Source organism: Bradyrhizobium sp. CCBAU 51627 (assembly GCF_028128765.1).
Lineage (GTDB): Bacteria > Pseudomonadota > Alphaproteobacteria > Rhizobiales > Xanthobacteraceae > Bradyrhizobium.
Map to the genome: position 1 here is coordinate 49,477 of NZ_LBJG01000019.1, position 23,076 is coordinate 72,552.

Sequence of the window (23,076 nt, forward strand, 5' to 3'; positions counted from 1 at the left end):
TTTGACGCATGTTGACGGTCAGCGGACTCAAGCGCTTGCACCTGCGCGTGTCGTTCGACGTGAGGGGCGGCGAATGCGTCGCCCTGCAGGGGCCTTCCGGAGCAGGAAAGACCTTGCTGCTCCGCGCCATCGCGGATCTCGATCCCAACGACGGCGCGGTCAGGCTGGACGGACAGCTCAGGGAAACGATGCCCGCCCCCGCCTGGCGAAAGCAGGTGACCTACCTCGCCGCCGAGCCCGGCTGGTGGGCCGAGACGGTGCAGGATCACTTCGCGGCCTGGGATGATGCGCTGCCGCTGGTCGAACGCCTGCGGCTGCCGCACGACTGCGCCTCTTGGCCGATCCAAAGACTGTCGACGGGCGAGCGACAGCGATTGGCGCTGGTGCGGGCGCTCGTGCTGCAATCGCGTGTGCTGCTGCTGGACGAGCCGACATCGGCCCTCGACACGGCATCGGCCGCCGCCGTGGAAGCCCTGATCGCCGACCGCGTCTCGGAGGGAACGAGCGTGATCTGGACCACGCATGATGATGCCCAGGCAAGGAGGGTCGGGTCGAGGATTTTACGGATGAACTCGGGCGGCGGCATCGAGGAACACCTGACGTGACGTACATCTCCTTAAGCTACGGCGATCTGATCCTGCCCGCGCTGCTCGTCGTCATGGACGGCGCACTCTCGCTCGTTCTCCACCTCAAGCTCGAAAGGCAATTGGCCGTCGCCACGTTGCGGATGGTGATCCAGCTCGTGCTGGTCGGATACGTTCTGACGTTCCTGTTCGCCGCTGTCTCGCCGTTCTGGACCGCGCTTGCGGCATTCATCATGGTCCTGTTCGCGTCGCGCGAAATCGTCGCGCGGCAGAAGCGGCGGCTTCCCGGCATCTGGAGCTACGGCCTGGGCGCCGGATGCACGCTGCTCGCCGCCGGCACCGTCACGATGTTCGCGCTGCTGACGGAACTGCGGCCGGACCCCTGGTTTCACCCCCGCTACGCGCTGCCGCTGCTGGGCATGATCCTGGGCAACACCATGACGGGAATCAGTCTCGGACTGGACGTCCTGATCAACGGCCTCGTGCGTGAACGAAGTGCCATCGAAGCGTGCCTCGCACTCGGCGGCACCCGCTATCAGGCCGTGCTGCCGGTCATACGCGACGCGCTGAGAAGCGGCTTCACGCCGATCATGAACAGCATGGCGGCCATCGGCCTTGTCTCCTTGCCGGGCATGATGACCGGCCAGATTCTCGCCGGCGTCGCGCCGGTCGACGCGGCAAAATATCAGCTCTTGATCATGTTCCTGATCGCGGGCGGAACGGGATTTGGAACGCTCGCCGCCGTGCTCGGCGGCGCACGGCTGCTGACCGACCAGCGCCACCGGCTGCGCCTCGATCGTATTTCGAGCCGAGAGCTGACTTGACGGTTGCGAGTCTCCCGCGAACCAGGGGTGAGCTCATCGATCGAGGCGGCGCCGACTTCGACGGACGTCGATTGCTTCCGCTTCTGGCGCCTCGCTCACCTCGCTCGGCCGCCCGCTGAACCGGCGCGATTGGACGCGAGGCGGACATTTTGGCTTTCGAAAACTGGCGCCCCTGGTCATACTGCCCTCTCGCTTGCGCATAAATGCCGGTCCCTTTTCGCGTCACGTTCGCGCCGTCCGGATGTTTCGGCGACGATCGTTCTCATTGCCGCTCGCTGTTCCTGCATTTTTCATAACAGGAGGCATTCATGAATCGCCGTGATTTCTTACGTCGAACCGCGATGGCTTTTCCCGCAAGTCTGGCTTTGAGCAACGTCCGGCTGGAGAGCGCTCATTTGGTGAGTCCGGCGTTTGCTGCCGGTGACGGCGGTGACCAGAAAACCTCGCTTGAGCAGAGATTTGCAGAATTTGCTCTGTCGATCAAATACGACGACCTCCCGCAAGATGTGGTTGCTTCGGCCAAGCGCGTGCGCTTCGAGGACCGGGAAAACAGAATCCGACGTAATCGGGTTCGCGCCGGACGGCAGGATTTCCGCAGTCTGTCCGCCGCGGACTTCCGCTCTTGGCGTAGGGCGGTCCACTGCCAAGGGTTCAGCGCGTAGGATGGGTTGAGCTCTTGCGCAACCCATCATGCCTCGCCTCGCGGGCGCTCTACCCATCCTACGGGCTAGCCGTATCGCCTTCCCAAACCAGAAGTCGGGATGATTACATTTTCTCCTTAATCCCGCTCGTGATCAGCCACCAGTTGACGGGATAGGATGTCGAGAATCCACAGATCATCGCAATCTGCATCATGAACCAAAACTCGGAAGCGGTTGGTTCGAGCGTTCTCTTAAACTCCCGAAAGATGACAAAGTGCGCGACGGCCATGAAGCCGTACATGCCAAACTGCCACGCAGTGAGCGAGAGCGTGTCTGCCTTTAGAGCTGCCAGAATTCCTTGACTGACCGACAGCCCTCGCATGGGTGCGATGGTGAAGTATTGAAAGACAATACCGAAGGCATACGCGAAAATGTAATCGACGATCCATCGTGCGAAGATTGGGTCGGAAAATATGCTCTTGCAGCCGAACGCGACCAAAACTGCCGGAGCGGCGATCATCAGCGATTCCGCCACGATGTCGCCAAGAGTGCATCCGCTGCCACAGTGGAGCGTGCCATTGGCGACCATGATGGGAAAGGGTGTCAGCCTTTTGTTCGGAGGGTCTTCGCCCTTTCGTTTCGCCTCATGAACGAGGCGATGTTCCGCCAGCCGGCCATATTTGAAGTACTGCCAGACGATCCAGACCGAACCAAACAACGCCGTGACGGGCCACACGACATTCATGATCCACATGTGCTGCGGATGTCCGAACAAATCGAATGCGATGATGAGGAAGCAAAGCGCGCCGAGTGAAAGCGAAGCGACGGAAAGCGCATACAACCAGTGTGGAACCGAGGCCAAACGAACACTCCTCCTTCTCGGAGCAGAACTGAACGGCGTACGCGACGGCAGCCATTGTTCTGGCTGATAGTCGAACGAACCAGATGACGGCGGCGGTCACGAGCGGCGGCGCGATCGCAGCCCAAGGGCCCGGCTCTCCCAAGACATCGCAGTCATCGCTCGTGGCGGACGACCAAATAAAGTGCGGCAATCGTGAGGGCGATCACCACATCGTTCCGGACGGTAGTTCCGGGCTTCTGCGACGCGTGGTTTTGGGCAACGAAGGCGCTATATCGCCGTTCCTATCAAATTGCGCAGGACGTCCCTTGGCGCTATCGGCTTGGCCACCCTGTTTGCCGCCGTGCGCTACCGCGCGAGCGGTTTAGTCCCGTGCCCCATAGCCGACCCCACGCGCGTCTCCCGCCAAGGGCCGTTCGCGACCGAAATCCGGACACGTCCGATGCGCGGCGAGGCGGAAAATCTGCGGTCGTTCACCACATTTAAACCTTAAGATTATACGAAGGGGACTCACCACAGGCCGCAGGAACATGCGAACAGCCTTCGTACAGAGGCCATCCGTGGACTTCGGGCAATGAAGGTTTGGCAGACCAGCTGCATCGCGGCCGTCATCGCGTCCGTTGGATTTTGTCTGGCCGCCGGTAACAGACCGGCCGCGACGGTGTCGGATGTCATGCCGGAAGCGGCAGCGAACATAACGGCTCCTGCGATCATGGTGACGCCTGCCTTGTACGCCGAGGCATCGGCCAGACTTGCGACAGCGCTTCGGGCAGAAAGAGCAGAGCTGGGCTCGGTGACGTCGGCAGGTTCCGGACCGTTGAGCAGCGGACCCGAGATCGTCGATGAACCCGTCGCGCCCAAATTGGCGTCGTTGGGACAGGATATCATCCAACCGCTGCCGGCAGAACGCGATGCGTCCCACGATGCTCCGAAAGCGGCCTCGACGCAGGATTTCCGTTATCTGATCTACTACGTCTGGTCCGAACTGCCGCCCGCCGAGAAACCGGCGGAGACCGTGTTGCGTGCGTTCAAGGACATTCCGGTCGGAACGCCGGCCGAAGAGATCAAGCGCGCGTCCGACGCGTTTGGTCTCGATTCCAATTTCATGATGGCGGTTGCCAAGATCGAATCCGGCTTCAACCCCAATCAACGCACCGGGTCGTATATCGGCCTGTTTCAGCTGAGCCAATATGAGTTCGGGAAGTTCGGCTTCGGGCAGATTCGCAATCCGCGGGACAACGCCGTTGCGGCGGCCTACAAAATCATTACCGAAGGCGTCCAGTTCGAGTGGGTCACGCACCGGACGCCGGACATGAGCGACCTTTACCTGATCCATCAGCAGGGCTGGGAAGGCGCCGCCGAGCACATCAGCCAGCCCGCTCGCTCCGCCTGGAAATCAATGTGCGCCACCAGCGAAGGCAAGGAGAAGGGCGAGAGGTGGTGCAAACGCGCGATCTGGGGCAATGCACTTCCGGCGTTCAAGCGCATTTGGAAATCGGTGGACAACGTGACGTCAGAGGCGTTCGTCGGCATGTGGCGCAGCCGGGTCACCGAATTCTACACGAAATATGTGGCGACCGCCGCTGCGGCGGCAAACCAGTAATTCGGTTGTCGCGGCGCGTCCGCTTTCAGGGAGCGATCGATGATGCTCGGCTGTTGGGCGTGCCGATGTGATTGACCAGAAGCGCGTAGGATGGGTTGAGCCCTTGCGAAACCCATCATGCCTTGCCACGGGCGGAGGGATTGATGGGTTTCGCTGGCGCGCTACCCAGCCTGCGAGTTCACGGCCTCGCGCTTGCCCTCGTTTCCTCCCGCAAACCAGCGCAGTCGATCGGTCCCGACGAAGCAGGCCGGATCAGGCGTAGGCGACCCAGCCGCGGAAGGTGAAGCCCGTATAGAACAGGTTGGGCGCGGAAAAACCGGCGCTGCGCAAGATCGCCTCGTCCTGATGCGGCGGCAGAATGCTCAATTGCGCGTCGATGGCTGCGCGCGCAGCAGCCGCCTTGTCGGGCTCGATGCCGGCAGCTAGCAGGAACGCCGAATAGCGCGAGAGCCAGATCGGCCGCTCATCGTCGCCGCTGGGGATGCTGAAATGGGCTGCCACGAACGGCGAACCCGGCTTGAGGCGGCGGCGGATCTCGCAGGCGATGCGATGCCGTTCCTCGGCATCGACGAAGTGCAGGGTCAAAAGGCACGTCGCGCCGTCGAACGGCCCTTCCGGCGCACAGTCGACATAACCTTGATGAAGCCGCGCGCGCGAGGCGAGCGGTCCCAGCGTCTGCCTTGCGAGATCCAGCATCGCCGCCGACGGGTCGACGCCATCAAAACTCCAGCGCGGCTGCGCCTCTGCAAAGGCTTTCAGTTCAAGCCCGCCGCCGGCGCCGAGCACGAGAATGCGCGCATCCTCACGCGCACGCTCGGCCAGAAGGATCGCCGCCATGGACAGCATGGAGGTGTAGCCCGGAACGAACCGCGGCGGTCCTTCGGTGTATTTCGCCACCATTTGCGGATCGGCAAACGCGCTTTGAAGGTCGGTCACGGTGTTGTCCTGCTCGATGGCTCGGATCACGGATGATGGGCGCTGATGGCCCGATGCTTTCGCGCTCCCAGCCGCCGGCGCAGATCGTCGCTCAGCATCGCCAGCGTCACCTCACCGAGGCGCGCCAGCAGCAGCGCTTCAGCATCGTAGAAGGCCTGGTCGAGGGCCGCATTGACCGCCTGCTCGACCAGGCAACCCGGCGCCTCCGTCCGGTTGGCCATGGCCAGAAGTGCAGGGCTGCCGAGCGCCTTGTAAACGTCGCGCAGCGTCACTCTGGAAAGATCGCACGCCAGCGTCCAGCCGCCGCCGTGCCCCTTCTCGGAGCGGACATAACCGAGGTCGCGCAATCCTGCCATGATGCGGCGGATCACCACCGGGTTGGTGTCCATGGCTTTTGCCAGGGTCTCGGACGTGAAGGGCCCAGGCTGCTGCGCCATGTGCAGCAGCACGTGGAGGACGCCAGAGAGGCGGCTGTCGCGTTTCATGTAACTTTATATGTTACATGATGGAGGACAGGTCAACCGGTTCCGACGCGCCGATGCACACAAGTCCTTGCGAGGTGTCGACAGGCACGGAACAGCCCGCGCTCGGGAGGCGGCCGGTAAGCAACTGGGGAGCATCGGTCCGCTTGGCGCTCAGGTGGACGCGGCCATTCGCGCGGTCACCTTGTCGGCGATCGCCGGATCTCGCAGCACGGTCGGAGGCGCTATCAGATGATTGACCTCGGTCAGCAAACGATGCACGCCGGCGTCCTCGACGGCGAGGCGCATCAGCGCGCCGCTGAACTGCATGCGCTGCGCGAAGTCCGCAGGCCGCGCGCCGCGGGTCTTGTCGTATATGAAGTCGCTCTCCGCCAACGACCATGGCGCGGCCAGAACACTCTGTATAGCTTTGAAGAATGCGCCCGCCAGACCCTCGAGAGGAGCGGCCGTGCTGACCCGCTCGTCGAGCAACCGCCGAAGGACACCGACCTCCTGCGCGGCCACCGTCATCCCCTGTCCAAACGCCGGATTGAACCGGCAAATGACATCGCCGATCGGAAGCAGCCCCTGTGGAAAGGCGGTCAGCGCCTCGAAGCGTCGACGCCGACTGCTGGGAAAGGCAAAGCGGTGAATGGCCCCGAGCGGGGTCGCATCCTTGAGGGCGTCATAGATGGTCGCGGTGCGGAACGTCTTGGCAAAGGCGATGAACCCGGGCAGGTCTTCAGGCGGACCGTCGTTGTGCATTCCGTTCAAAGTCACCTGCCAGCTCCCGTTCTCGCACGGGAAAACGAAACCGCCGCGACCGCTTGCCGGGGCCGGGCGATGAATGACGCCGCGCCAGGAGCGCGACGCATTCTCTGAAAGCCGGAACAGGCCCGTTCCGTAGACGATGTCGACGCCGATATCCATTTCATCGGGACGGGGAATCCCGCAGGCATCGAGCGTCTCCAGCGTCATGTTGCCGCGCGAGGACGCATCGACGATGAGATCGGCGGTGATCTCCCTGGCAGCGCCGGCCTGCTCGTAAGTCAGCCCGGTGACGCGCTGACCGCCGGAGAGTTGAAGCTTCGTGACCCGGCACTGCGGTTGTAGATCTAGGTTGGCTTGCTTTGCGGTCAACGACCGCACGACGAACTCGAGCAGAGGCCTCGTCATGCACAAGGTATAGAATCCGAAATCCCGCTGTGGCCATGGATCGATCCCTGGCGTCTCGATCAGGATGTCGACCGCGGTCCTGGCCCGAACGGCGCCTGCAAGCTCGAGTTCGCGCTCCAACTCGGGATAGAAGCTGAGGAGCTCCACGAGCCCCGCCTTGAGCAGAACATGGGCCTGCCGGCAATGCGGCGTCCCCACCCGCGGTTCGGCGCGATCGGCAAACGCATCGCGTTCCAGCACGGTGACTTTTGCGAAATGGGATGACAGCAGTTTTGCCGTCGCGAGGCCGCCGATGCCTGCTCCAATGACAATGGCATGCGTGCCCAGCAATTTGGACATTGCAATCTCCATTAAAAATAAGCACTGCGCTCGCGCTTTCGTGCGCAGCCGGACAATGATCGACAATATGCTCTCAGGTTGATGCACCTCCCCGACAATGTCAATCGGAGCAAGTCGCCGGGAAACAATCTTATCGCAAAGACGCCCATCAGGCGTATCCGTTCGAACAGCGTCGGCCGGCTATCCCAGGGTATGTCGAGCCGATAAGCTGCGGCTCCAGGCTTCGCGCCGTCCGGGTGTCATTTCCAGGGAAAGGATGTGTTCGATGACGATTGTTCTTGTTCACGGAAACCCCGAGACTGCGGCGATATGGGATGATCTCGTGCCACATCTTCGCAGCGGCGAGGTCGTTCGCTTGTCGCCGCCCGGGTTCGGCTCTCCGATCCCTGCGAAGTTCGCGTGCACCACTGACGCTTATCGGGACTGGCTGGCCGGGGAATTGACCAGGCTTCCGCAACCCATCGATCTGATCGGCCACGATTGGGGCGGCGGCCACGTCTTGCGAATTGCGATGGAGCGTCCGGACCTGATCCGGTCGTGGAGCAGCGACATTCTGGGGTGCTTCGATCCTGAGTATGTCTGGCACGACCTCGCACAGGTCTGGCAGACGGAGCAGGTGGGTGAGCAGGCGCTTGCGGACATGGCGAATGTGCCTGTAGAGGCGCGTATCGAGCGCTTCGTCGGCCTCGGCATGACGCCGGCGATCGCGGCTCGGGTGGTCGCTGGGCGAAATGAGGGGCTGGGCCGGGCCATCCTGACCCTGTACCGGTCGGCTGCTCAGCCCGTCATGCGCGATCTTGGCCGTGGATTGCACAATGCCGCTGCGAAGCCTGGCCTGGCCGTCATTGCAACGGAGGATGGATATTGCGGCGGCGAGATGCTGGCGCGCCGTTCCGCCGAACGCGCCGGCGCCAGGACCGCGATTCTGAACGCAGGTCACTGGTGGATGTGCCAGCAACCGAAACAGGCGGCAGAGGCGATTAATGCGTTCGTGACGAGCTTGAGCTGACGGCAGTTCTCGTTGGGGCAGTCATCCTCGAGTGGACCAAAAGTCGATAGCGCCGCTCGATTCCGCATGCCGGCGACGATGCCATCATGCGCCTGTTTTGCCCGACGGATCAAGCGATTTGCGGTTTTTCAGAAATATTGTGCTCGGACAACAAACCCAAGCGCTGACGACGAGTCATCCCTCTCTCGGCGCGCTGTAAGGCCTTGATTTCGCTTTCCCTGGCTACTGTGCATGGGGTTGTTTTCAACTTTGTTAGAGGGCGCGAGCGCGTGATGCGCAATTGACTCTCGCCCGCTACTTCATCACCCGCACGCCCTTGGTCGTGAACTTCTGCGTCCTGCCGCCGGGGCGGAGCGGGCGCCTGGTGCCGGCGGCCTTGCCGGTGCCGGGCGGCTGGTGCGCGGGCACGAGCTGATGCGGCTGCGAGCCGATCAGGTCGCGGCGGCCCATCTCGATCAGGGCCTCGCGCAGCACCGGCCAATTGTCGGGGTCGTGGTAGCGCAGGAACGCCTTGTGCAGGCGGCGCTGGCGCAGGCCCTTGATCGCCGCGACCTTGTCGCTGCCGCCGTGGCGCACGCCACGCAAGGGGTTGACGCCGGTGTGGTACATCGCGGTCGCGGTCGCCATCGGCGAAGGTAGGAAGGTCTGCACCTGATCGGCGCGGTAGCGGTTCTTCTTCAGCCACAGCGCGAGGTTCATCATGTCCTCGTCGGTCGTGCCGGGATGCGCCGCGATGAAATACGGGATCAGGTAATATTTCTTGCCGGCCCGTTCCGCGGCTTCATCGAACATCCGCCTGAACTTGTTGTAGGCGCCGATGCCCGGCTTCATCATCTTGTCGAGCGGGCCGCGCTCGGTATGTTCAGGCGCGATCTTCAGGTAGCCGCCGACGTGGTGGGTGACGAGCTCCTTGATGTATTCGGGACTCTCGACCGCGAGGTCGTAGCGCACGCCCGAGGCGACCATCACCTTCTTGATGCCACGGGTCTCGCGCACCTTGCGATAGAGCCGGATGAGGTCGTCATGCGAGGTGTTGAGGTTCGGGCAGATCTCGGGGAAGACGCAGGACGGCCGCCGGCACGCGGCCTCGACCTTCGGGTCCTTGCACGCCATCCGGTACATGTTGGCGGTGGGCCCGCCGATGTCGGAGATCACGCCGGTGAAGCCCGGCGTCTTGTCGCGGATCTTCTCGATCTCGCGCAGGATCGAGCCTTCCGAGCGGTTCTGGATGATGCGGCCCTCGTGCTCGGTGATCGAGCAGAAGGTGCAGCCGCCGAAACAGCCGCGCATGATCGTGACCGAGAACTTGATCATGTCCCAAGCGGGGATCTTGGCATCGCCGTAGGACGGATGCGGCGCACGCGCGTAAGGAAGGTCGTAGACCGCGTCCATCTCCTCTGACGTCAGCGGGATCGGCGGCGGATTGAGCCAGAGATCGCGATCGCCGTGACGCTGCACCAGCGGCCGCGCATTGCCGGGATTGCTCTCACGGTGCAGCACGCGTGAGGCGCGGGCGTAGGCTTCCTTGTCCTGCTCGACCTGCTCCAGCGCCGGCAGCCGGATCACGGCTGGGCCCTTCTGGCGCGTGGCGCCCTCGTCGGCGGAATCGAGATCGTCGGCGTGCAGCTCGGTGTAGTCCTCAGGCACGCGGCGGAACAGCGCGACGCCCCTGATGTCGTCGAGCTCGCGCGGCGCCTCGCCGGCGGCGAGGCGATGCGCGACCTCGACGACGGCGCGCTCGGCATTGCCGTAAAGCAGGAGGTCGGCCTTGGCGTCGGCCAGCACCGAGCGCCGTACCTTGTCCGACCAGTAATCGTAATGCGCGATCCGGCGCAGCGAGGCCTCGATGCCGCCGAGCACGATCGGGACATCCTTGAAGGCCTCGCGGCAGCGCTGGGCATAGACGACGGTCGAGCGGTCCGGCCGCTTGCCGCCTTCGCCGCCGGCCGTGTAGGCGTCATCATGGCGCAGGCGGCGATCCGCGGTGTAGCGGTTCACCATGGAATCCATGTTTCCGCCGGTGACGCCGAAGAACACCTTTGGCTTGCCCAGCACCTTGAACGGCTCGGCCGACTGCCAGTCCGGCTGGGAGATGATGCCGACGCGAAAGCCTTGCGCCTCCAGCAGACGGCCGATGATGGCCATGCCGAAGCTGGGATGGTCGACATAAGCGTCTCCGGTCACAAGCACGATGTCGCAAGCGTCCCAGCCCAGCGCATCCATCTCGGCGCGGCTCATGGGAAGGAACGGCGCCGGCTTGCGCGGGTGCGCCTGGGCCATCAGGGGCTTTGCGGCGGTGATGATCTCGGTGTGCATGCGCACAGGCATAGGACTCCGGGCCGCCGAATTCAACCGATCGCTGCGCCGACTTTGCCGATTGCGACGCCACGCGGGCGCAATTGGAACCAATCGCGGCCGCGGACATTCTGAGTGCGGGTTCGACGCGGGCCCGGGTCGCGTGCGCCTTCACGAGGGCGTGCGGGATGTCGCCTCGGGCGATGGGGGAGCTGTGAGCACAGTCATAGAGAATTTGCTGTTGCGGAAGCAGAAGCTCGTGGAACAGCTCGAGAAGGCGCAGTCGATCGAGGATCGCGACAAAATCGAGCATCAGCTCGATCAGATCAACACTGCGCTGGATTTCCTGGACAGGCCGGCGCCGAAGGGGGAGGCGTAGGGGCGATCAATCGACGTTCAGCGCCTTGGCGTAGACCGCTCCCGAATTGGTGATGTGCGTGGTCATCAGCGGCTCGAAAGCCGCAAACTCGCCGCGCGCGAACAGGTCGAGCAGCTTGCGGTGCTCGTCGAACGATGAGCGGGTGCGCACGTCGATCGGCGAAGTCAGATTGGTGCGGAGCGCAGCGACGCGGCCGGAGACGAGCTGGTAGGATTCGGCAAGATAGCGGTTGCCGCAATGGGTGAACAGCGCCTCGTGAAAGGCGGCGTCGGCGCGGCCATAGGCGATGTTGTCCCTGGCCGCGACGGCCGGCTCCATCGCCGCGATCGCCTCGCTCATCGCAGCGATCGCACCAATGCGGTCGTGACGAAACGCGAGCGTTGCGGCCTTGGGCTCGAGCGCGATGCGGAAGGTGCAGAGCGCGGTGATGTCCTCGGCGCTCGGCGTGAACACGAAGCTGCCGACCTGCGGCCGGATCACCACGAGCCCCTGCGCCTGCAGCTGGCCCATCGCCTCGCGTACGGGCGTGCGGCTGACGCCGAACGAGGTCGCCACCATCTCCTCGGAAATGGCGGCCCCGAGCGCGAACTCGCCGTCGATGATCGCCTGTCGCAGCCGCAGCATCACGCGCTGCGACAGCGATTTCGGCGCATCGAGCTTGAGCGATCGCATCGGCCCCTCAGATCACCTTGCCGGGGTTGAGCAACTGATCGGGATCGAGCGCGGCCTTCAGCGTCCGCATCAGCGCGATCTCCGCTTCGCTGCGGGCGTGGCCGAGCCATTTCTTCTTCAGCGTGCCGATGCCGTGCTCGGCGGAGACGCTGCCGCCCATGTCGCGCACGAGGCCGTAGATGATCGCGTCCATCTCCTCCTTCGGCTGCTGCTCGACCGGAAGGCCGGTGACCCAGGAGACGAGATGCAGATTGCCGTCGCCGATGTGACCGTAATAGACGCTCTCGCAGCCCTTGATGCCGTCAGCCAGCGCCGCCCTGCAGCGCGTCGCGAACTCGTCCATCCGGGCCACCGCAAGGCCAATGTCGTAGGAGATGTGCGGCCCGAGCACCTGGCCGAACTCGGCGCAGATGTCGCGCACGCGCCAGAAGGCCTGCGTCTGCGCGAGCGATTGCGCCACGGCGGCATCGACCAGCAGTCCGCGCTCCATCAATTCTTCCAGCAAGGCCTGAAAGCGCGGCGCATCGACGCTCTCGTCGGTGCCCTGCGCCTCGACCAGCACATAGAGGCCGTGGCTCGCGGCAACCGGCGGCTTCACGCCGGCCCGATTCGTGATCACGGCCCAATAGTCCGGCCACATCACCTCGAACGCCGACAGCAGCGGACCGAGCCCGCTGCGGGCGGCGCCGAGCAAGTCGATCACCGCGGCATAGTCCTTCAGCGCGCAGAGCGCGGCCATGGTCGAGCGCGGCTTCGGAAACAGTCTCAGCACCACGCGGGTGATGATGCCGAGCGTGCCTTCCGAGCCGATGAAGAGATGCTTCAGATCATAGCCCGCATTGTTCTTCATCAGCTTGTTGAGGCTGGTGATGATGGTGCCGTCGGGCAGCACCACCTCCAGACCGAGCACCAGCTCGCGCGTCATGCCGTAGCGGATCACGCGGTTGCCGCCGGCATTGGTCGAGAGATTGCCGCCGATCGCGCAGGAGCCGCGCGAGCCGAGATCGAGCGGAAAGAAGAGGCCGGCTTCGTCGGCGGCCTTCTGAATCGTCTCCAGCGGCGTGCCTGCTTTCACCGTCATCGTCATCGAGGCGGGGTCGATCTCCTCGATGCCGGTCATCCGCTCCAGCGAGATCGCGACCCAGCCCGCTTCAGGCGCGGCGCCGCGGCAGAGCCCGGTCAGTCCGCCCTGCGGCACGAACGGCAGGCGCGCCTGGCGGCAAGTCAGGATCGCATCGGCCACGCCTCGCGCATCGAGCGGACGGATCACCGCGAGCGGGGTTTGCGGCAGGCTCGCGCTCCAGTCGTTGCAATTGCGTGCGGGCACGTCGCTGCCGGTCAATACCGCTGCGGCGCCGAGCCTCTCGCGCAGCGCTGTGATCAGCGCCTCGGGCCGTCCGACGGGCGTCACCATGTCCATGTGAGACCTCTTGCAGATCTGGCCGAGCCGCCCGTAGCGGACATACGGCAGGGAATTGCATATCTCTTGTATGTAAGGTACAAGAAAAAAAGTAAAGCAAAAACAGACCGAGTGGATGCCAAAGATCGTTATGGATCAGGGCGTTATTCGGAGCGCAACAAGGGGTGGTGCTATGACGGAGGCAATTCGCGGGTTCTGGGTGGCGTCGGCGACCCCGCTGGCGGCGAACGGCAATGTCGACCCTGCGAAGCTCGCCGCACATGCCAAGCAGCTGTTCAGCAAGGGCGTCGACGGCGTCGTGCTGTTCGGCACCACCGGCGAGGGGACCTCCTTCAACGTCACTGAGCGCGTCGCGACCATCGAAGCCGTGCTGAAGGCCGGCGTCCCGGCGGAGCGCATGGGCATCGGCGGTGGCTTTCCGGCCATCAGCGACAGCATCGCACTGACGCGCGCTGTGCTCGGCCTCGGCCTGCGCCACGTGCTGGTTCTGCCGCCCTATTTCGATCGCAGTGTCACGCCCGCCGGCATCGAGGACTCGTTTGCGGCGATCATTGATGGTGTCGCCGACAATCGTCTGCGCGCCTACCTCTACCATATCCCGCAGATCTCGGGCGTCGCGATCCCGACGACGGTCGCTGCGAATTTGCGCAAGCGCTACGGCAATGTCGTCGCGGGCCTGAAGGACTCCAGCGGCGACTTCAAGCAGTTCCAGGCGTTCCGAGCCGCGGCGCCCGAGCTGGCCATCACCGTCGGCAACGAAACCGACATCGCGCGCGCGATCGCCGGCGGCGGCGCCGGCACGATCTGCGGCATGGCCAACATCGCGCCGGACCTGGTCAAGGCGATGATCGACGGCAAGGGCGTCGAAGCGCGCATGCAGGCGGCGGTCGACATCGTGGTGAGGTCGCCATCGTTCCTCACGACGCTGAAGGCTATTCTCGCCGCGCAGACAGGCGATGCCGGCTGGTTACGCGTGCGTCCGCCGCTGCGTGCATTGTCGGATGGCACCGCGCTCAAGGCGAAGCTGGACGAACTGATCAGCCCCGCCATCGCCTGAGAATGCAGCAATGCTGCGATCCGTTGCCGCAAATTCTCGCGCGGCGTGTTGCGGCTGTCTTTCTCCGCGGCTGTGAATCTGGAACGATTCAACACTAGAGCTATTCAAGTCCGGCTACGGTTCTCTTCATTCGCAGCGGCTGCTAGACGCGCCAGCGTCAATGCTGTGACTTGGAAGTGAATCGAAAGTGCGTGCCTCTGTGGATGGCCCTCGCGTCAGCGGTCATCGAAATCGCGCCGGCAACAGCCGTGCAGGTCTCCTCATCGGCGCAGCCGTGCTGCTCGCCGGATATCCCATCGGCGGCACGATCGCGCAGGCGCAAACAGCGCTGCCGCCGGTGAATGTGGATGCGCCGGCGCAGCGACCGAAGCTGTCGCGCGCTTCGGAGCAGCCACAACAGGCAGCCGCGCGTCGCAACCAAGCCATCGTTCCGCCCTCAGCACCGAATTTGTCCGAGCGTGCCGCGGCGGAAGCCGCCGCGCAGCAGGCCGCAAAGCTTGGCTATCGTGCCATGCCGAGTGCGACCACGCTGCGTTCGGGCGCATCCCCGCTCGACACATCGCAATCCGTCAACGTCGTGCCTGCACAAGTCCTCAAGGACCAGTTGCCGCGCAACATTGATGATGCGCTGGTCAACATCAGCGGCATCACCCAGACCAACACGCTCGCCGGCACCCAGGATGCAGTGATCCGGCGCGGCTTCGGCGACAATCGCGACGGCTCTATCATGCGCAACGGCATGCCGCTGGTGCAGGGGCGGAGCCTGAATGCGGCGGTCGATAGCGTCGAGGTGCTGAAGGGGCCGGCATCGCTGCTTTACGGCATCATGGATCCGGGCGGAATCGTCAACACCATCAGCAAGCGTCCGGAGCTCTACCAACATGGCTCCGTCACGCTGCTCGGTTCGACCTACGCGAACAACCGCAACGGCGCCGACGGCACCCTCGACGTCACTGGTCCGATCGGTGACGGCGGTCTTGCCTATCGCTTCATCGGTTACGGTGTCAGCGAGGATTACTGGCGCAATTTCGGCCGTCATCGGGAAATGCTGGTGAACCCGTCACTTGCCTGGTACGGCGAGACCACGATGGTCCAGCTCACTTATGAGCATCGGGAATTCATTTATCCCTTCGACCGCGGCACCGCCTTCGTCAACGGCGCGCCGCTGGCAATCCCGAAGACACGCCGGCTCGATGAACCCTTCAACAACATGTGGGGCACGTCGGATCTGGTACAGGGCTCGGTCGAGCAGAAGCTAAGCGACAATTGGAAGGTCACGGCAGCCTACAGCTACAACACCGAGACTTACAGCGCCAACCAGCTTCGCATCACCGGCGCCAATGCGAGGACGGGAATCGAAACCCGCAGCAACGACGGCACCCGGAACTCGCTCAGCAACGCCAGCTACGGTACCTCGTACATGCAAGGTGACGTCTGGGTCGGCGGCTTCCGTAACGAGATCCTGTTCGGCGGCGAGGCGCTGTATCGCACGATCGATCGCCGCGACCTGATCCGGCAGGCGACTCCGAGCTTCAACTTCTACAATCCGGTCTACGGACTGATCACGCCTGGCACGACCGTTTCGCCTGTCGACAGCGAGCAGACGGACAAGCTCGGCACCCGCGGCTTCTTTGCCCAGGACACCTTTCACGTGACCAACTGGCTGTCCGTGGTCGGCGGCGCGCGTTGGATGCAATACGAGCAGCTCGCCGGAAAGGGCCGGCCTGCCTTTGTTACCAACACCAACCTGTCGGGCGACAAGGTGTTGCCGCTCGGCGGCGTCGTCGTCAAGCTGAGCGAAGAGCTCTCCTATTACGTGAGCTATACGCAGTCGTTGAAGCCGACCTCGACCATCGCTGCATTCACCAGCGGCTTCGTCGTCGATTCCACCATCGCGCCCGAAGAGGGAACGCAGTGGGAGACCGGTCTGAAGTTCGACGTCAACAAGCGCCTGTCGGGCACGTTTGCGGTCTACGACATCCAGAAGAAGAACGTGCTGGTGCTCGATGACATCGGTAATGGCAAGTCGACCGGGCGCGCTTCCGGCGCCGCGCGGTCGCGCGGTGCCGAACTCGACGTCACCGGCAGGCTGACGGACAAATGGGCCATGATCGGCAGCTACGGCTATACCGACGCGCGCCTGATCAACGATCCCGTCGTCGGCAGCGCAAGATTGCTCAACGCTGCCATGAATACGGCTTCGCTTTATCTGGTCCACGATTTCGGCGACCGGCTGCCCGGACGTCTACGGCTCGGTGGCGGTGCGCATTATGTCGGTGACCGTCCGGGGGCCTCCGCCAACACATTGTTCCTGCCCTCTTATACCGTCGCGGACATCTTCGCGACTTATGACACCAAGGTCGACACGATGCCTGTGACCTATCAGTTCAATGTCAAGAACCTGTTCGACAAGGTCTACTACACGTCCACCACCGGAAGCGCGTTGAATGTCGCCATGGGCGACGGCAGGCGCATCTCGCTCTCGGCAACCGTCAAGTTCTAGCGATGGCGGTGCGGCTCGGATATACGATCAGGGCGGGTCTGCTCCAGGTCCATTCTATTGCCGGCATCGGACTCGCGCTGCTGCTCTGCCTGATCGCGATGACCGGCGCGACCATGAGCTTTGAGGACGAGATCGTCGACTATTTGAATGCCGGCATCATGCAGGTCACGCCGCGGACCACGCCGGCGCTGTCGGCGGACGAACTCCTGTCGCGCCTGGCATCAAACTCCAGCAAGGTCACGGCCATCACGCTGTCGAACGATCCGTCGGCTGCCGTGCACATCCGCTTTGCCCGCGACGAGCAGGGTGCGCGGCCATCCTCGCTCTATGTCGATCCCTATGACGGTCACGTGCTCGGCGTGCCGCGCGGCGAGGAGTTCTTCGCGACGGTACGCAGGCTGCATCGCTGGCTGCTCATTCCAGGCGATGCCAGGGGGTGGGGACGCCAGATCACCGGCGTTGCTGCGCTTGGCCTGATCGTGATGCTGATCTCAGGGCTCGTGCTGCGCTGGCCGCGTCGCGCAAGCAGCGTGAAGATGTGGCTGAAGCCAAATCTCGCGCTCAGCGGCCGCGGCCTGCATCGCTCGCTGCACGCGGTCGTCGGCACCTGGGTTCTGCCGGTCTATCTCGTGATGAGCCTCACCGGGCTCTGGTACTCGTTCGACTGGTACAGGGACGGCGTCGTCTGGTTGCTGTCGCGTCCGCATGTGGCGGCGGCGAAGATGCAGCCGCGCCCATCCGGTGGTCCCGAGCCGACCCAACGCGTCGGGTTCGATCGCGCCTGGTCGTCTCTCCAGCATGAGGAGGCCGGCGGGTTCGCCAGGGCTCAGCTGATGCTCCCGGCCGGCTCAGGTACGGTGATGCGGGTCCGGGCGTGGTCAAAGGAGTCCACGCTTGAAAGCGCACGCGACGAATTCCGCATCGATGCCGCCACAGGTCGGCTGATCTTCGCAGAGCGCTATGCCGACAAGACGATCGGTGAGAAGGCGATTGCGAGCGTGCTCGATATCCACCGCGGCGCTATCCTGGGCTGGCCCGGCAAGCTTGGGTTCATGATCGCCGCGGCGTTGATGCCAGTGTTCGCGATCACCGGCTTGCTCCTGAACCTGTCGCGCCGCAAGCTGCGGCCGTCACGCCAGCGCGCAGCGTTCGGCGATAATTCCGCTGATCCCGCGGGCGACCGGCAGGTTGCAGCCGTCGGCAATACCAAGAGCTAGCTCGACGGCGCCCAGCTGCGGCAGGCCTGCTAAATCGCCCGTGCGCTGCAGCGATTTGCGCTCGCCAAGTCTGATCGGCAGCGCCGCGTAGCCGAGGCCGGCCTCGACGGCGCCGATCAGGCCCGAGAGGCTGCGCGCTTCGCAGGCGATGGTCCACTCCCGCCCGACCAGACTCAGACTGCGCAAGGCTTCGCCGCGATAGGCACAACCATCGGCAAAGGCCACCAGCGGAACGGCACCGATGGAGCGGTTGGATGCCGTCGCCTTGCCGAACCATGCCATCGGTTCGAAGGCGATCGCGGCGCGGGCCTCGTTTGAGGGCGCGCGCTTGTAGAACGCAAGGTCGAGCCGGCCGCGGCTGACGTCCTCGGCGAGCCGTGCCGAAACGTCAGTGCGCACCGACAGCTGTGCCTTGGGGAAGCGCGCGCGGACCTCGTCAAGGGCTGACGCGAAGTCGCGCTCGAGAAAGTCGGCTGGCATGCCGAGCCTGACCCGCTCCCGAGCTGCCGGTCCGCGCATCGCCGCGATCGCGCGCGCGTTGAGGGCGATCATCTCCCGCGCATGTGCAACGAGCTCCGCCCCCTTGGCGGTCGGTCCGAGCACTCGGCCTCGAATCCGCTCCAGCAGGGCATGTCCAACGACGGCTTCGAGCCGGGCGATCTGAAGGCTGATTGCGGATTGCGATCGCCCCAGTTGCTCCGCCGCGCGTGAAAAGCTCTTGAGGTCGATGATGGCGAGCAGCGCGCGGAGTGTATCGATATCGAGGGTCGTCGCCATGAAAGGGCTCCGAATGGTGCGGCCGAATGCGGCTGCGGCGAGGCGAGCGGTCAGAATGAGATTTATCAATCAAGCGATTGCAGAAATCAATTTCTCCCGTGAGGCGCCCCCGCGCTATCAGGCGGGTAGCGCCAGCCGAAAATCGAAGGCGCGGAGGAAACACATGCAACGCCGCACAGTTCTGAAGGGCCTTGGATTGACCGCCACTGCCGCCACCGCGCCGGCATTTGCGCAAGGCGCGGGCGGCACCGCGAGCGCACCGCCACTCCCCTGGCCATCACCGCAGCCGGCGACAGGCGGCCGGCTTGGCCATTGCCGCGTCGGCAACGGCCCCGCGCTCTGTGTGGTGCTGCACGAATGGCTGGGCGATCACGTCAACTGGGAGCCGGTGCTGCCTTATCTTGATCCCGCGCGCTATACCTTCGTGTTCATGGATCTCAGAGGTTACGGTTGGTCGCGCGGCATGAGCGGAAATTACACGCTCGATGAAGCCGTCTCGGACGTGCTGCACACCGCCGACGAGCTTGCCATCGCCCGCTTCCATCTGGTCGGTCATTCGATGTCTGGCCTGGTGGCGCAGAAGATCGCGCTTCAGGCCGGCAGCCGGCTTCAGAGCGTCACGCTGTTCTCGCCGGTGCCGCCCACCGGCTTCCGCGCCGATGAGGCCGCGATGAAGGCGCTCAACGCCGTCATCGACGAGGACGAGGCGGCCGGTCGCGCGATCACGGCCCGCACATCCAGCCGCTACGGCGCCGGCTGGCTGCGCCGCAAGCTCGCCATCGCGCGCGAGGCCTCGACGGCCGAGGCCAAGCGCGGCTACCTCACCATGTTCACGTCCTCCGCCATATCAGGCGAGACGCATGGGCTGGCCGCCCCGATGCATGTCGTGACCGGAGCACTGGATATCCCGTTCTACCGCGGCGAGCCGCTGCGCAATGCCTTCGCCCTCGCCTATCCCCGTGTGACATTCGAGATCATCGACGATGCCGGCCATTATTCCATGTTGGAAACCCCGGTGCGGGTTGCCAGCATCATCGAGAAGCAGTTGGCGGCCGCGGGCTGAGACGGATCGTCGTCGTCGAACCGGTGCCGCGGAATTGCGTGCCGTTTCGGAGTTTGAGGGGCGAGCGCGTTTTGACGGCGCTGTGGTTGCATCGCTTCGAACCTCGTCCTGGCGATCGGATACAAAGTCTGGGGTGGTTCAGGAGATCATGATGTCGCCAAACCGACGCTTGCTGGCATGCACGATCTGTCTTGCCGCCCTCCTCGGCATGCTCGGGACGCCGAGCCGTGCAGGTGCGATCTGCAAGGAGCCGGAAATGGGATCGAACGAGGCCCCGGTGGTCTCGCCGCCAACGTTGAATGTGGTGACCGGAGCCGGGCGGTTGCAATTCTACGCGGCGCCGAAACCAGACTGCCCGATGAAAGGGATCTTCGTCGTCCCCAGGGACGAGCTGATCGTCTACGCCCGAACCGACGATGGCTGGTCGTCGGTGATGTACATGAATCCGAGAACGACAGACAGCGTATCCGGCTGGGTGCGGTCGGAGCGGTTGAAACAAACCGGAACCGTCGCGCCGAAGCAATGAGGGCTTGCGTCCGGGGTAGCTAGCCAACGCGGCGTCAATGGTCCAAAAGCGTCAGATCCTTCGCTTTCGAGGCGCGCTTCCTTATGATCATTTCCAGTATGACCCCTGCCGATATCCGCCGCGCGTTGCTCCTGCGGGAGGAAATCGCGCTGCTCGATCTCAGGCATGAGGCGGCCTTTGCCACCGGCCATCCGCTGTTTGCTGCCAACCTGGCGGTGGACCGGATCGCGATTGAAGCCGAGGTTCGGCTGCCGCGCAGGGACGTGCCGGTCGTGCTCTATGATGATGGCGAGGGGCTGGTCGGAGCAGGCGCCGAACGCCTCGCAGGCTTTGGCTACACGAATGTGCGTGCGCTCGATGGCGGGCTGAGCGCCTGGCGCGCGGCGGGCTATGAGATGTTCGAGGACGTCAACTCCTACTCGAAAGCGTTCGGCGAGCTGGTCGAGGCGCGTCGTCACACGCCGTCGCTCAGCGCCGACGAAGTGGCCAAACTGATCGCGGACAAGGCCAACATCGCCATCCTCGACGTCCGCCGCTTCGATGAATATGCGACCATGAACATCCCGGGCTCGGTCAGCGTGCCCGGCGCGGAGCTGGTGCTGCGGGCCGGTCAGGCCGCGCCCGATCCCGAGACGACGATTGTCATCAATTGCGCCGGCCGCACCCGCTCGATCATCGGCACCCAGTCGCTCATCAACGCCGGTGTGCCCAACAAGGTGCGGGCGCTGCGGAACGGGACGATCGGCTGGACGCTGGCGCGGCACGCGCTGGCCCACGGCGCCGACCGGCGCGGTGCAATCGGGCCGTTCGAAGGCGGTCCGGCCAATGCACGCGATGTCGCCTATCGCGCCGGCGTCCGCCATATCGGCGCGAACGAGGTGTCGGCACTGGTCGCGGCGACTGATCGTACGCTCTATCGTTTCGACGTGCGCGAGGCCGAGGAATATGCCGCCGGTCATCTCCCCGGCTTCCGCCACTATCCCGGCGGCCAGCTCGTGCAGGAGACCGATATGGCCGCGCCTGTGCGCGGGGCGCGCATCCTCCTGACCGACGACAAGGGCGTGCGCGCCGACATGACGGCCTCCTGGCTCGCGCAGATGGGCTGGGAGGTCTATGTGCTCGAGGACGGCTATGTCGGCACGCTCGAGGTCGCCCCGCCGCTGGTCCTGCCAAAGCCCGACGCGGCACATCGCTATCGTCGCCCCTACGAGGGAACCGACATCGCCGAGGGCGCGATGCAGGCCTATCTCGACTGGGAATATGGCCTCGTCGACCAGCTTCGGCGCGACGGCACCCACGGATTTTACGTGATCTGAACGCGGCGGCGTCGGTTCTTGCCTATTGTGCTGTGCGGCGTCCGCGGTCTATGTCCTGCGACAAAGCCGCCAGTCATGGAGATTCTATGCCAGCCCCAGGCCAAAGCCCTGAGCGGAGCGCGAAGGCGCTGCTGCTTGAAGGTGTCAACGACAGCGCCGTGGATCTGTTCAAGGGCGCAGGCTTCAGCAATGTCGAGCGTCTGACCAAGGCGCTGGATGGCGAGGCGCTGCGCCAGGCGCTCAAGGGCGTCTCGCTGCTCGGCATCCGCTCGCGCACCCAGATCACCGACGAGGTGCTGGCGGCCGCCGACGGGCTGCTCGCGGTCGGGTGTTTCAGCGTCGGCACCAACCAGGTCGATCTCCTGGCGGCCCGCAAGCGCGGCATTCCCGTGTTCAATGCGCCGTTCTCCAACACGCGCAGCGTCGCCGAACTCGTGATCGGCGAGATCGTGATGCTGCTGCGGCAGATCTTCCCGCGTTCGGTATCGGCCCATGAGGGCGGCTGGGACAAGTCCGCGGCCGGCAGCCGCGAGGTGCGCGGCCGCACGCTCGGCATCATCGGCTACGGCAATATCGGTTCGCAGCTCTCGACGCTGGCCGAAGCCATGGGCATGCGGGTGATCTATTACGATCGCACCGACAAGCTCCGCCACGGCAACACCGAGCCGGTCGAGAAGATGGAAGAGCTGCTGGCGCAGAGCGACGTCGTCAGCCTGCACGTGCCGGAAACGCCGCAGACATCGGGCATGATCGGCGAGAAGGAGTTGCGGGCGATGAAGCCGGGCTCGTTCCTGATCAACAACAGCCGCGGCACCGTGGTCGATCTCGACGCGCTTGCGGGAGCGTTGCGCGACGGTCACATTGCCGGTGCCGCGATCGACGTGTTTCCGGTCGAGCCGTCGTCGAACTCGGAACGCTTCCAAAGCCCGGTGCAGGGCCTCCGCAATGTCATCCTCACCCCGCATATCGGCGGCTCCACGGAGGAGGCGCAGGAGCGCATCGGCGGCGAGGTGGCGCGCAAGCTGGTCGATTATTTCATTACGGGATCGACCATGGGCGCGGTGAATTTCCCCGAGGTGCAGCTGCACCTGCGTCCCTCCGGCGCGCGCTTCAGCCATGTCCATCGCAACGTGCCTGGCATGCTGCGCAGGCTCAACGAGGTCTTCCTCCAGCGCGACATCAACATCGCCGCGCAATATCTGGAGACCGCCGGCGACCTCGGCTACGTCGTGCTCGACGCCGATCTCGGCGGCCAGGATTCAGGCGCGCTGCTGGCGCAGATCCGCGGGCTCGAAGGTACCATCGGCGCGCGGCTGGTGTTCGAGCACTAAAGCGTGATGGCATTAGGTCCGATAGCCTGAATTTTTGAGGTAGTTGGCGCATTCCTCGGAGGTGAAGGCGTCGAGTGCATGGCCGATT

Annotated in this window: 21 protein-coding genes; 13 read left to right on the top strand and 8 right to left on the bottom strand. The window is 64.3% G+C overall.

Going from position 1 to position 23,076, the window contains the following annotated elements:
• The first annotated feature begins 8 nt into the window (after positions 1-8).
• The 3 genes from XH88_RS10105 (at position 9) to XH88_RS10115 (ending at position 2,070) form a co-directional block, all read left to right on the top strand.
• Entirely contained in the window at positions 9-605 is a 597-nt protein-coding gene (locus XH88_RS10105) for an ABC transporter ATP-binding protein (protein ID WP_271615241.1), read from the top strand.
• On the top strand, positions 602-1,408 hold the full coding sequence (locus XH88_RS10110) for an ABC transporter permease (RefSeq protein ID WP_271615242.1): 807 nt from the start codon (positions 602-604) through the stop codon (positions 1,406-1,408). Before XH88_RS10105 ends, XH88_RS10110 begins: the two co-directional genes overlap by 4 nt.
• A 308-nt stretch (positions 1,409-1,716) precedes the next feature.
• The gene (locus tag XH88_RS10115; protein ID WP_271615243.1) at positions 1,717-2,070 is read left to right on the top strand and encodes a hypothetical protein; all 354 of its coding nucleotides are present in this window, start codon (positions 1,717-1,719) and stop codon (positions 2,068-2,070) included.
• A gap of 103 nt (positions 2,071-2,173) precedes the next feature.
• On the opposite strand, the gene XH88_RS10120 is transcribed toward XH88_RS10115, so the two are convergent.
• Positions 2,174-2,911, bottom strand: coding sequence for a DUF4396 domain-containing protein (locus tag XH88_RS10120; protein WP_271615244.1), 738 nt, complete (start codon positions 2,909-2,911; stop codon positions 2,174-2,176).
• 814 nt (positions 2,912-3,725) lie between these two features.
• On the opposite strand from XH88_RS10120, the gene XH88_RS10125 reads away from it, so the two are divergent.
• A complete protein-coding gene (locus tag XH88_RS10125; RefSeq protein WP_271615245.1) occupies positions 3,726-4,511 on the top strand; it encodes a transglycosylase SLT domain-containing protein in 786 nt (261 codons plus the stop codon).
• Positions 4,512-4,763: 252 nt separating this feature from the next.
• On the opposite strand, the gene XH88_RS10130 is transcribed toward XH88_RS10125, so the two are convergent.
• The 3 genes from XH88_RS10130 to XH88_RS10140 all read right to left on the bottom strand — a co-directional run bounded on the left by XH88_RS10130 (position 4,764) and on the right by XH88_RS10140 (position 7,423).
• Complete coding sequence (locus XH88_RS10130; protein ID WP_442868432.1) at positions 4,764-5,411, bottom strand: class I SAM-dependent methyltransferase; 648 nt, start codon at positions 5,409-5,411, stop codon at positions 4,764-4,766.
• Between the two features lie 62 nt (positions 5,412-5,473).
• The gene (locus tag XH88_RS10135) at positions 5,474-5,932 is read right to left on the bottom strand and encodes an Rrf2 family transcriptional regulator (RefSeq protein WP_271615247.1); all 459 of its coding nucleotides are present in this window, start codon (positions 5,930-5,932) and stop codon (positions 5,474-5,476) included.
• A gap of 150 nt (positions 5,933-6,082) precedes the next feature.
• Positions 6,083-7,423 (bottom strand): NAD(P)/FAD-dependent oxidoreductase, encoded by a 1,341-nt coding sequence (locus XH88_RS10140; protein WP_271615248.1) that lies wholly within the window; start codon positions 7,421-7,423, stop codon positions 6,083-6,085.
• Between the two features lie 265 nt (positions 7,424-7,688).
• On the opposite strand from XH88_RS10140, the gene XH88_RS10145 reads away from it, so the two are divergent.
• A complete protein-coding gene (locus XH88_RS10145; RefSeq protein WP_271615249.1) occupies positions 7,689-8,432 on the top strand; it encodes an alpha/beta fold hydrolase in 744 nt (247 codons plus the stop codon).
• A 294-nt stretch (positions 8,433-8,726) separates the two neighbouring features.
• Here XH88_RS10145 and XH88_RS10150 read toward each other — a convergent pair whose 3' ends face one another.
• A complete protein-coding gene (locus XH88_RS10150; protein WP_271615262.1) occupies positions 8,727-10,748 on the bottom strand; it encodes a YgiQ family radical SAM protein in 2,022 nt (673 codons plus the stop codon).
• Between the two features lie 193 nt (positions 10,749-10,941).
• Between XH88_RS10150 and XH88_RS10155 the strand changes: the two genes are divergently transcribed.
• Entirely contained in the window at positions 10,942-11,106 is a 165-nt protein-coding gene (locus XH88_RS10155; RefSeq protein ID WP_271615250.1) for a hypothetical protein, read from the top strand.
• Positions 11,107-11,112: 6 nt separating this feature from the next.
• Here XH88_RS10155 and XH88_RS10160 read toward each other — a convergent pair whose 3' ends face one another.
• Positions 11,113-11,778: a GntR family transcriptional regulator gene (locus tag XH88_RS10160; RefSeq protein WP_271615251.1), complete on the bottom strand. Its 666-nt coding sequence runs from the start codon at positions 11,776-11,778 to the stop codon at positions 11,113-11,115.
• Between the two features lie 7 nt (positions 11,779-11,785).
• Entirely contained in the window at positions 11,786-13,198 is a 1,413-nt protein-coding gene (locus XH88_RS10165) for an FAD-binding oxidoreductase (protein WP_271615252.1), read from the bottom strand.
• Between the two features lie 172 nt (positions 13,199-13,370).
• Between XH88_RS10165 and XH88_RS10170 the strand changes: the two genes are divergently transcribed.
• The 3 genes from XH88_RS10170 (at position 13,371) to XH88_RS10180 (ending at position 17,975) form a co-directional block, all read left to right on the top strand.
• Positions 13,371-14,255, top strand: coding sequence for a dihydrodipicolinate synthase family protein (locus XH88_RS10170; RefSeq protein WP_271615253.1), 885 nt, complete (start codon positions 13,371-13,373; stop codon positions 14,253-14,255).
• A gap of 187 nt (positions 14,256-14,442) precedes the next feature.
• On the top strand, positions 14,443-16,758 hold the full coding sequence (locus tag XH88_RS10175; protein WP_271615254.1) for a TonB-dependent siderophore receptor: 2,316 nt from the start codon (positions 14,443-14,445) through the stop codon (positions 16,756-16,758).
• Positions 16,759-16,760: 2 nt separating this feature from the next.
• The gene (locus tag XH88_RS10180; RefSeq protein WP_271615255.1) at positions 16,761-17,975 is read left to right on the top strand and encodes a PepSY-associated TM helix domain-containing protein; all 1,215 of its coding nucleotides are present in this window, start codon (positions 16,761-16,763) and stop codon (positions 17,973-17,975) included.
• Here XH88_RS10180 and XH88_RS10185 read toward each other — a convergent pair.
• The gene (locus XH88_RS10185; protein ID WP_271615256.1) at positions 17,889-18,752 is read right to left on the bottom strand and encodes a LysR family transcriptional regulator; all 864 of its coding nucleotides are present in this window, start codon (positions 18,750-18,752) and stop codon (positions 17,889-17,891) included. The two genes, XH88_RS10180 and XH88_RS10185, sit on opposite strands and share 87 nt — an antisense overlap.
• Positions 18,753-18,915: 163 nt before the next feature.
• On the opposite strand from XH88_RS10185, the gene XH88_RS10190 reads away from it, so the two are divergent.
• The 4 genes from XH88_RS10190 (at position 18,916) to serA (ending at position 22,988) form a co-directional block, all read left to right on the top strand.
• A complete protein-coding gene (locus XH88_RS10190) occupies positions 18,916-19,815 on the top strand; it encodes an alpha/beta fold hydrolase (RefSeq protein WP_271615257.1) in 900 nt (299 codons plus the stop codon).
• Positions 19,816-19,948: 133 nt separating this feature from the next.
• Positions 19,949-20,341, top strand: coding sequence for a hypothetical protein (locus XH88_RS10195; RefSeq protein WP_271615258.1), 393 nt, complete (start codon positions 19,949-19,951; stop codon positions 20,339-20,341).
• An 83-nt stretch (positions 20,342-20,424) separates the two neighbouring features.
• Complete coding sequence (locus tag XH88_RS10200; protein ID WP_271615259.1) at positions 20,425-21,657, top strand: rhodanese-like domain-containing protein; 1,233 nt, start codon at positions 20,425-20,427, stop codon at positions 21,655-21,657.
• A gap of 86 nt (positions 21,658-21,743) precedes the next feature.
• On the top strand, positions 21,744-22,988 hold the full coding sequence (serA, locus tag XH88_RS10205; RefSeq protein ID WP_271615260.1) for a phosphoglycerate dehydrogenase: 1,245 nt from the start codon (positions 21,744-21,746) through the stop codon (positions 22,986-22,988).
• Positions 22,989-23,076 lie beyond the last annotated feature (88 nt).

Excerpts from the sequence above, each read along its gene's own strand:
- XH88_RS10190 (WP_271615257.1), top strand. The coding sequence starts at position 18,916 with ATGCAACGCCGCACAGTTCTGAAGGGCCTTGGATTGACCGCCACTGCC.
- XH88_RS10150 (WP_271615262.1), bottom strand. The coding sequence starts at position 10,748 with ATGCACACCGAGATCATCACCGCCGCAAAGCCCCTGATGGCCCAGGCG.
- XH88_RS10105 (WP_271615241.1), top strand. The coding sequence starts at position 9 with ATGTTGACGGTCAGCGGACTCAAGCGCTTGCACCTGCGCGTGTCGTTC.
- XH88_RS10180 (WP_271615255.1), top strand. The coding sequence starts at position 16,761 with ATGGCGGTGCGGCTCGGATATACGATCAGGGCGGGTCTGCTCCAGGTC.
- XH88_RS10170 (WP_271615253.1), top strand. The coding sequence starts at position 13,371 with ATGACGGAGGCAATTCGCGGGTTCTGGGTGGCGTCGGCGACCCCGCTG.
- XH88_RS10200 (WP_271615259.1), top strand. The coding sequence starts at position 20,425 with ATGATCATTTCCAGTATGACCCCTGCCGATATCCGCCGCGCGTTGCTC.
- XH88_RS10135 (WP_271615247.1), bottom strand. The coding sequence starts at position 5,932 with ATGAAACGCGACAGCCGCCTCTCTGGCGTCCTCCACGTGCTGCTGCAC.
- XH88_RS10130 (WP_442868432.1), bottom strand. The coding sequence starts at position 5,411 with ATGGTGGCGAAATACACCGAAGGACCGCCGCGGTTCGTTCCGGGCTAC.
- XH88_RS10185 (WP_271615256.1), bottom strand. The coding sequence starts at position 18,752 with ATGGCGACGACCCTCGATATCGATACACTCCGCGCGCTGCTCGCCATC.
- XH88_RS10115 (WP_271615243.1), top strand. The coding sequence starts at position 1,717 with ATGAATCGCCGTGATTTCTTACGTCGAACCGCGATGGCTTTTCCCGCA.
- serA (WP_271615260.1), top strand. The coding sequence starts at position 21,744 with ATGCCAGCCCCAGGCCAAAGCCCTGAGCGGAGCGCGAAGGCGCTGCTG.
- XH88_RS10160 (WP_271615251.1), bottom strand. The coding sequence starts at position 11,778 with ATGCGATCGCTCAAGCTCGATGCGCCGAAATCGCTGTCGCAGCGCGTG.
- XH88_RS10145 (WP_271615249.1), top strand. The coding sequence starts at position 7,689 with ATGACGATTGTTCTTGTTCACGGAAACCCCGAGACTGCGGCGATATGG.
- XH88_RS10165 (WP_271615252.1), bottom strand. The coding sequence starts at position 13,198 with ATGGACATGGTGACGCCCGTCGGACGGCCCGAGGCGCTGATCACAGCG.
- XH88_RS10140 (WP_271615248.1), bottom strand. The coding sequence starts at position 7,423 with ATGTCCAAATTGCTGGGCACGCATGCCATTGTCATTGGAGCAGGCATC.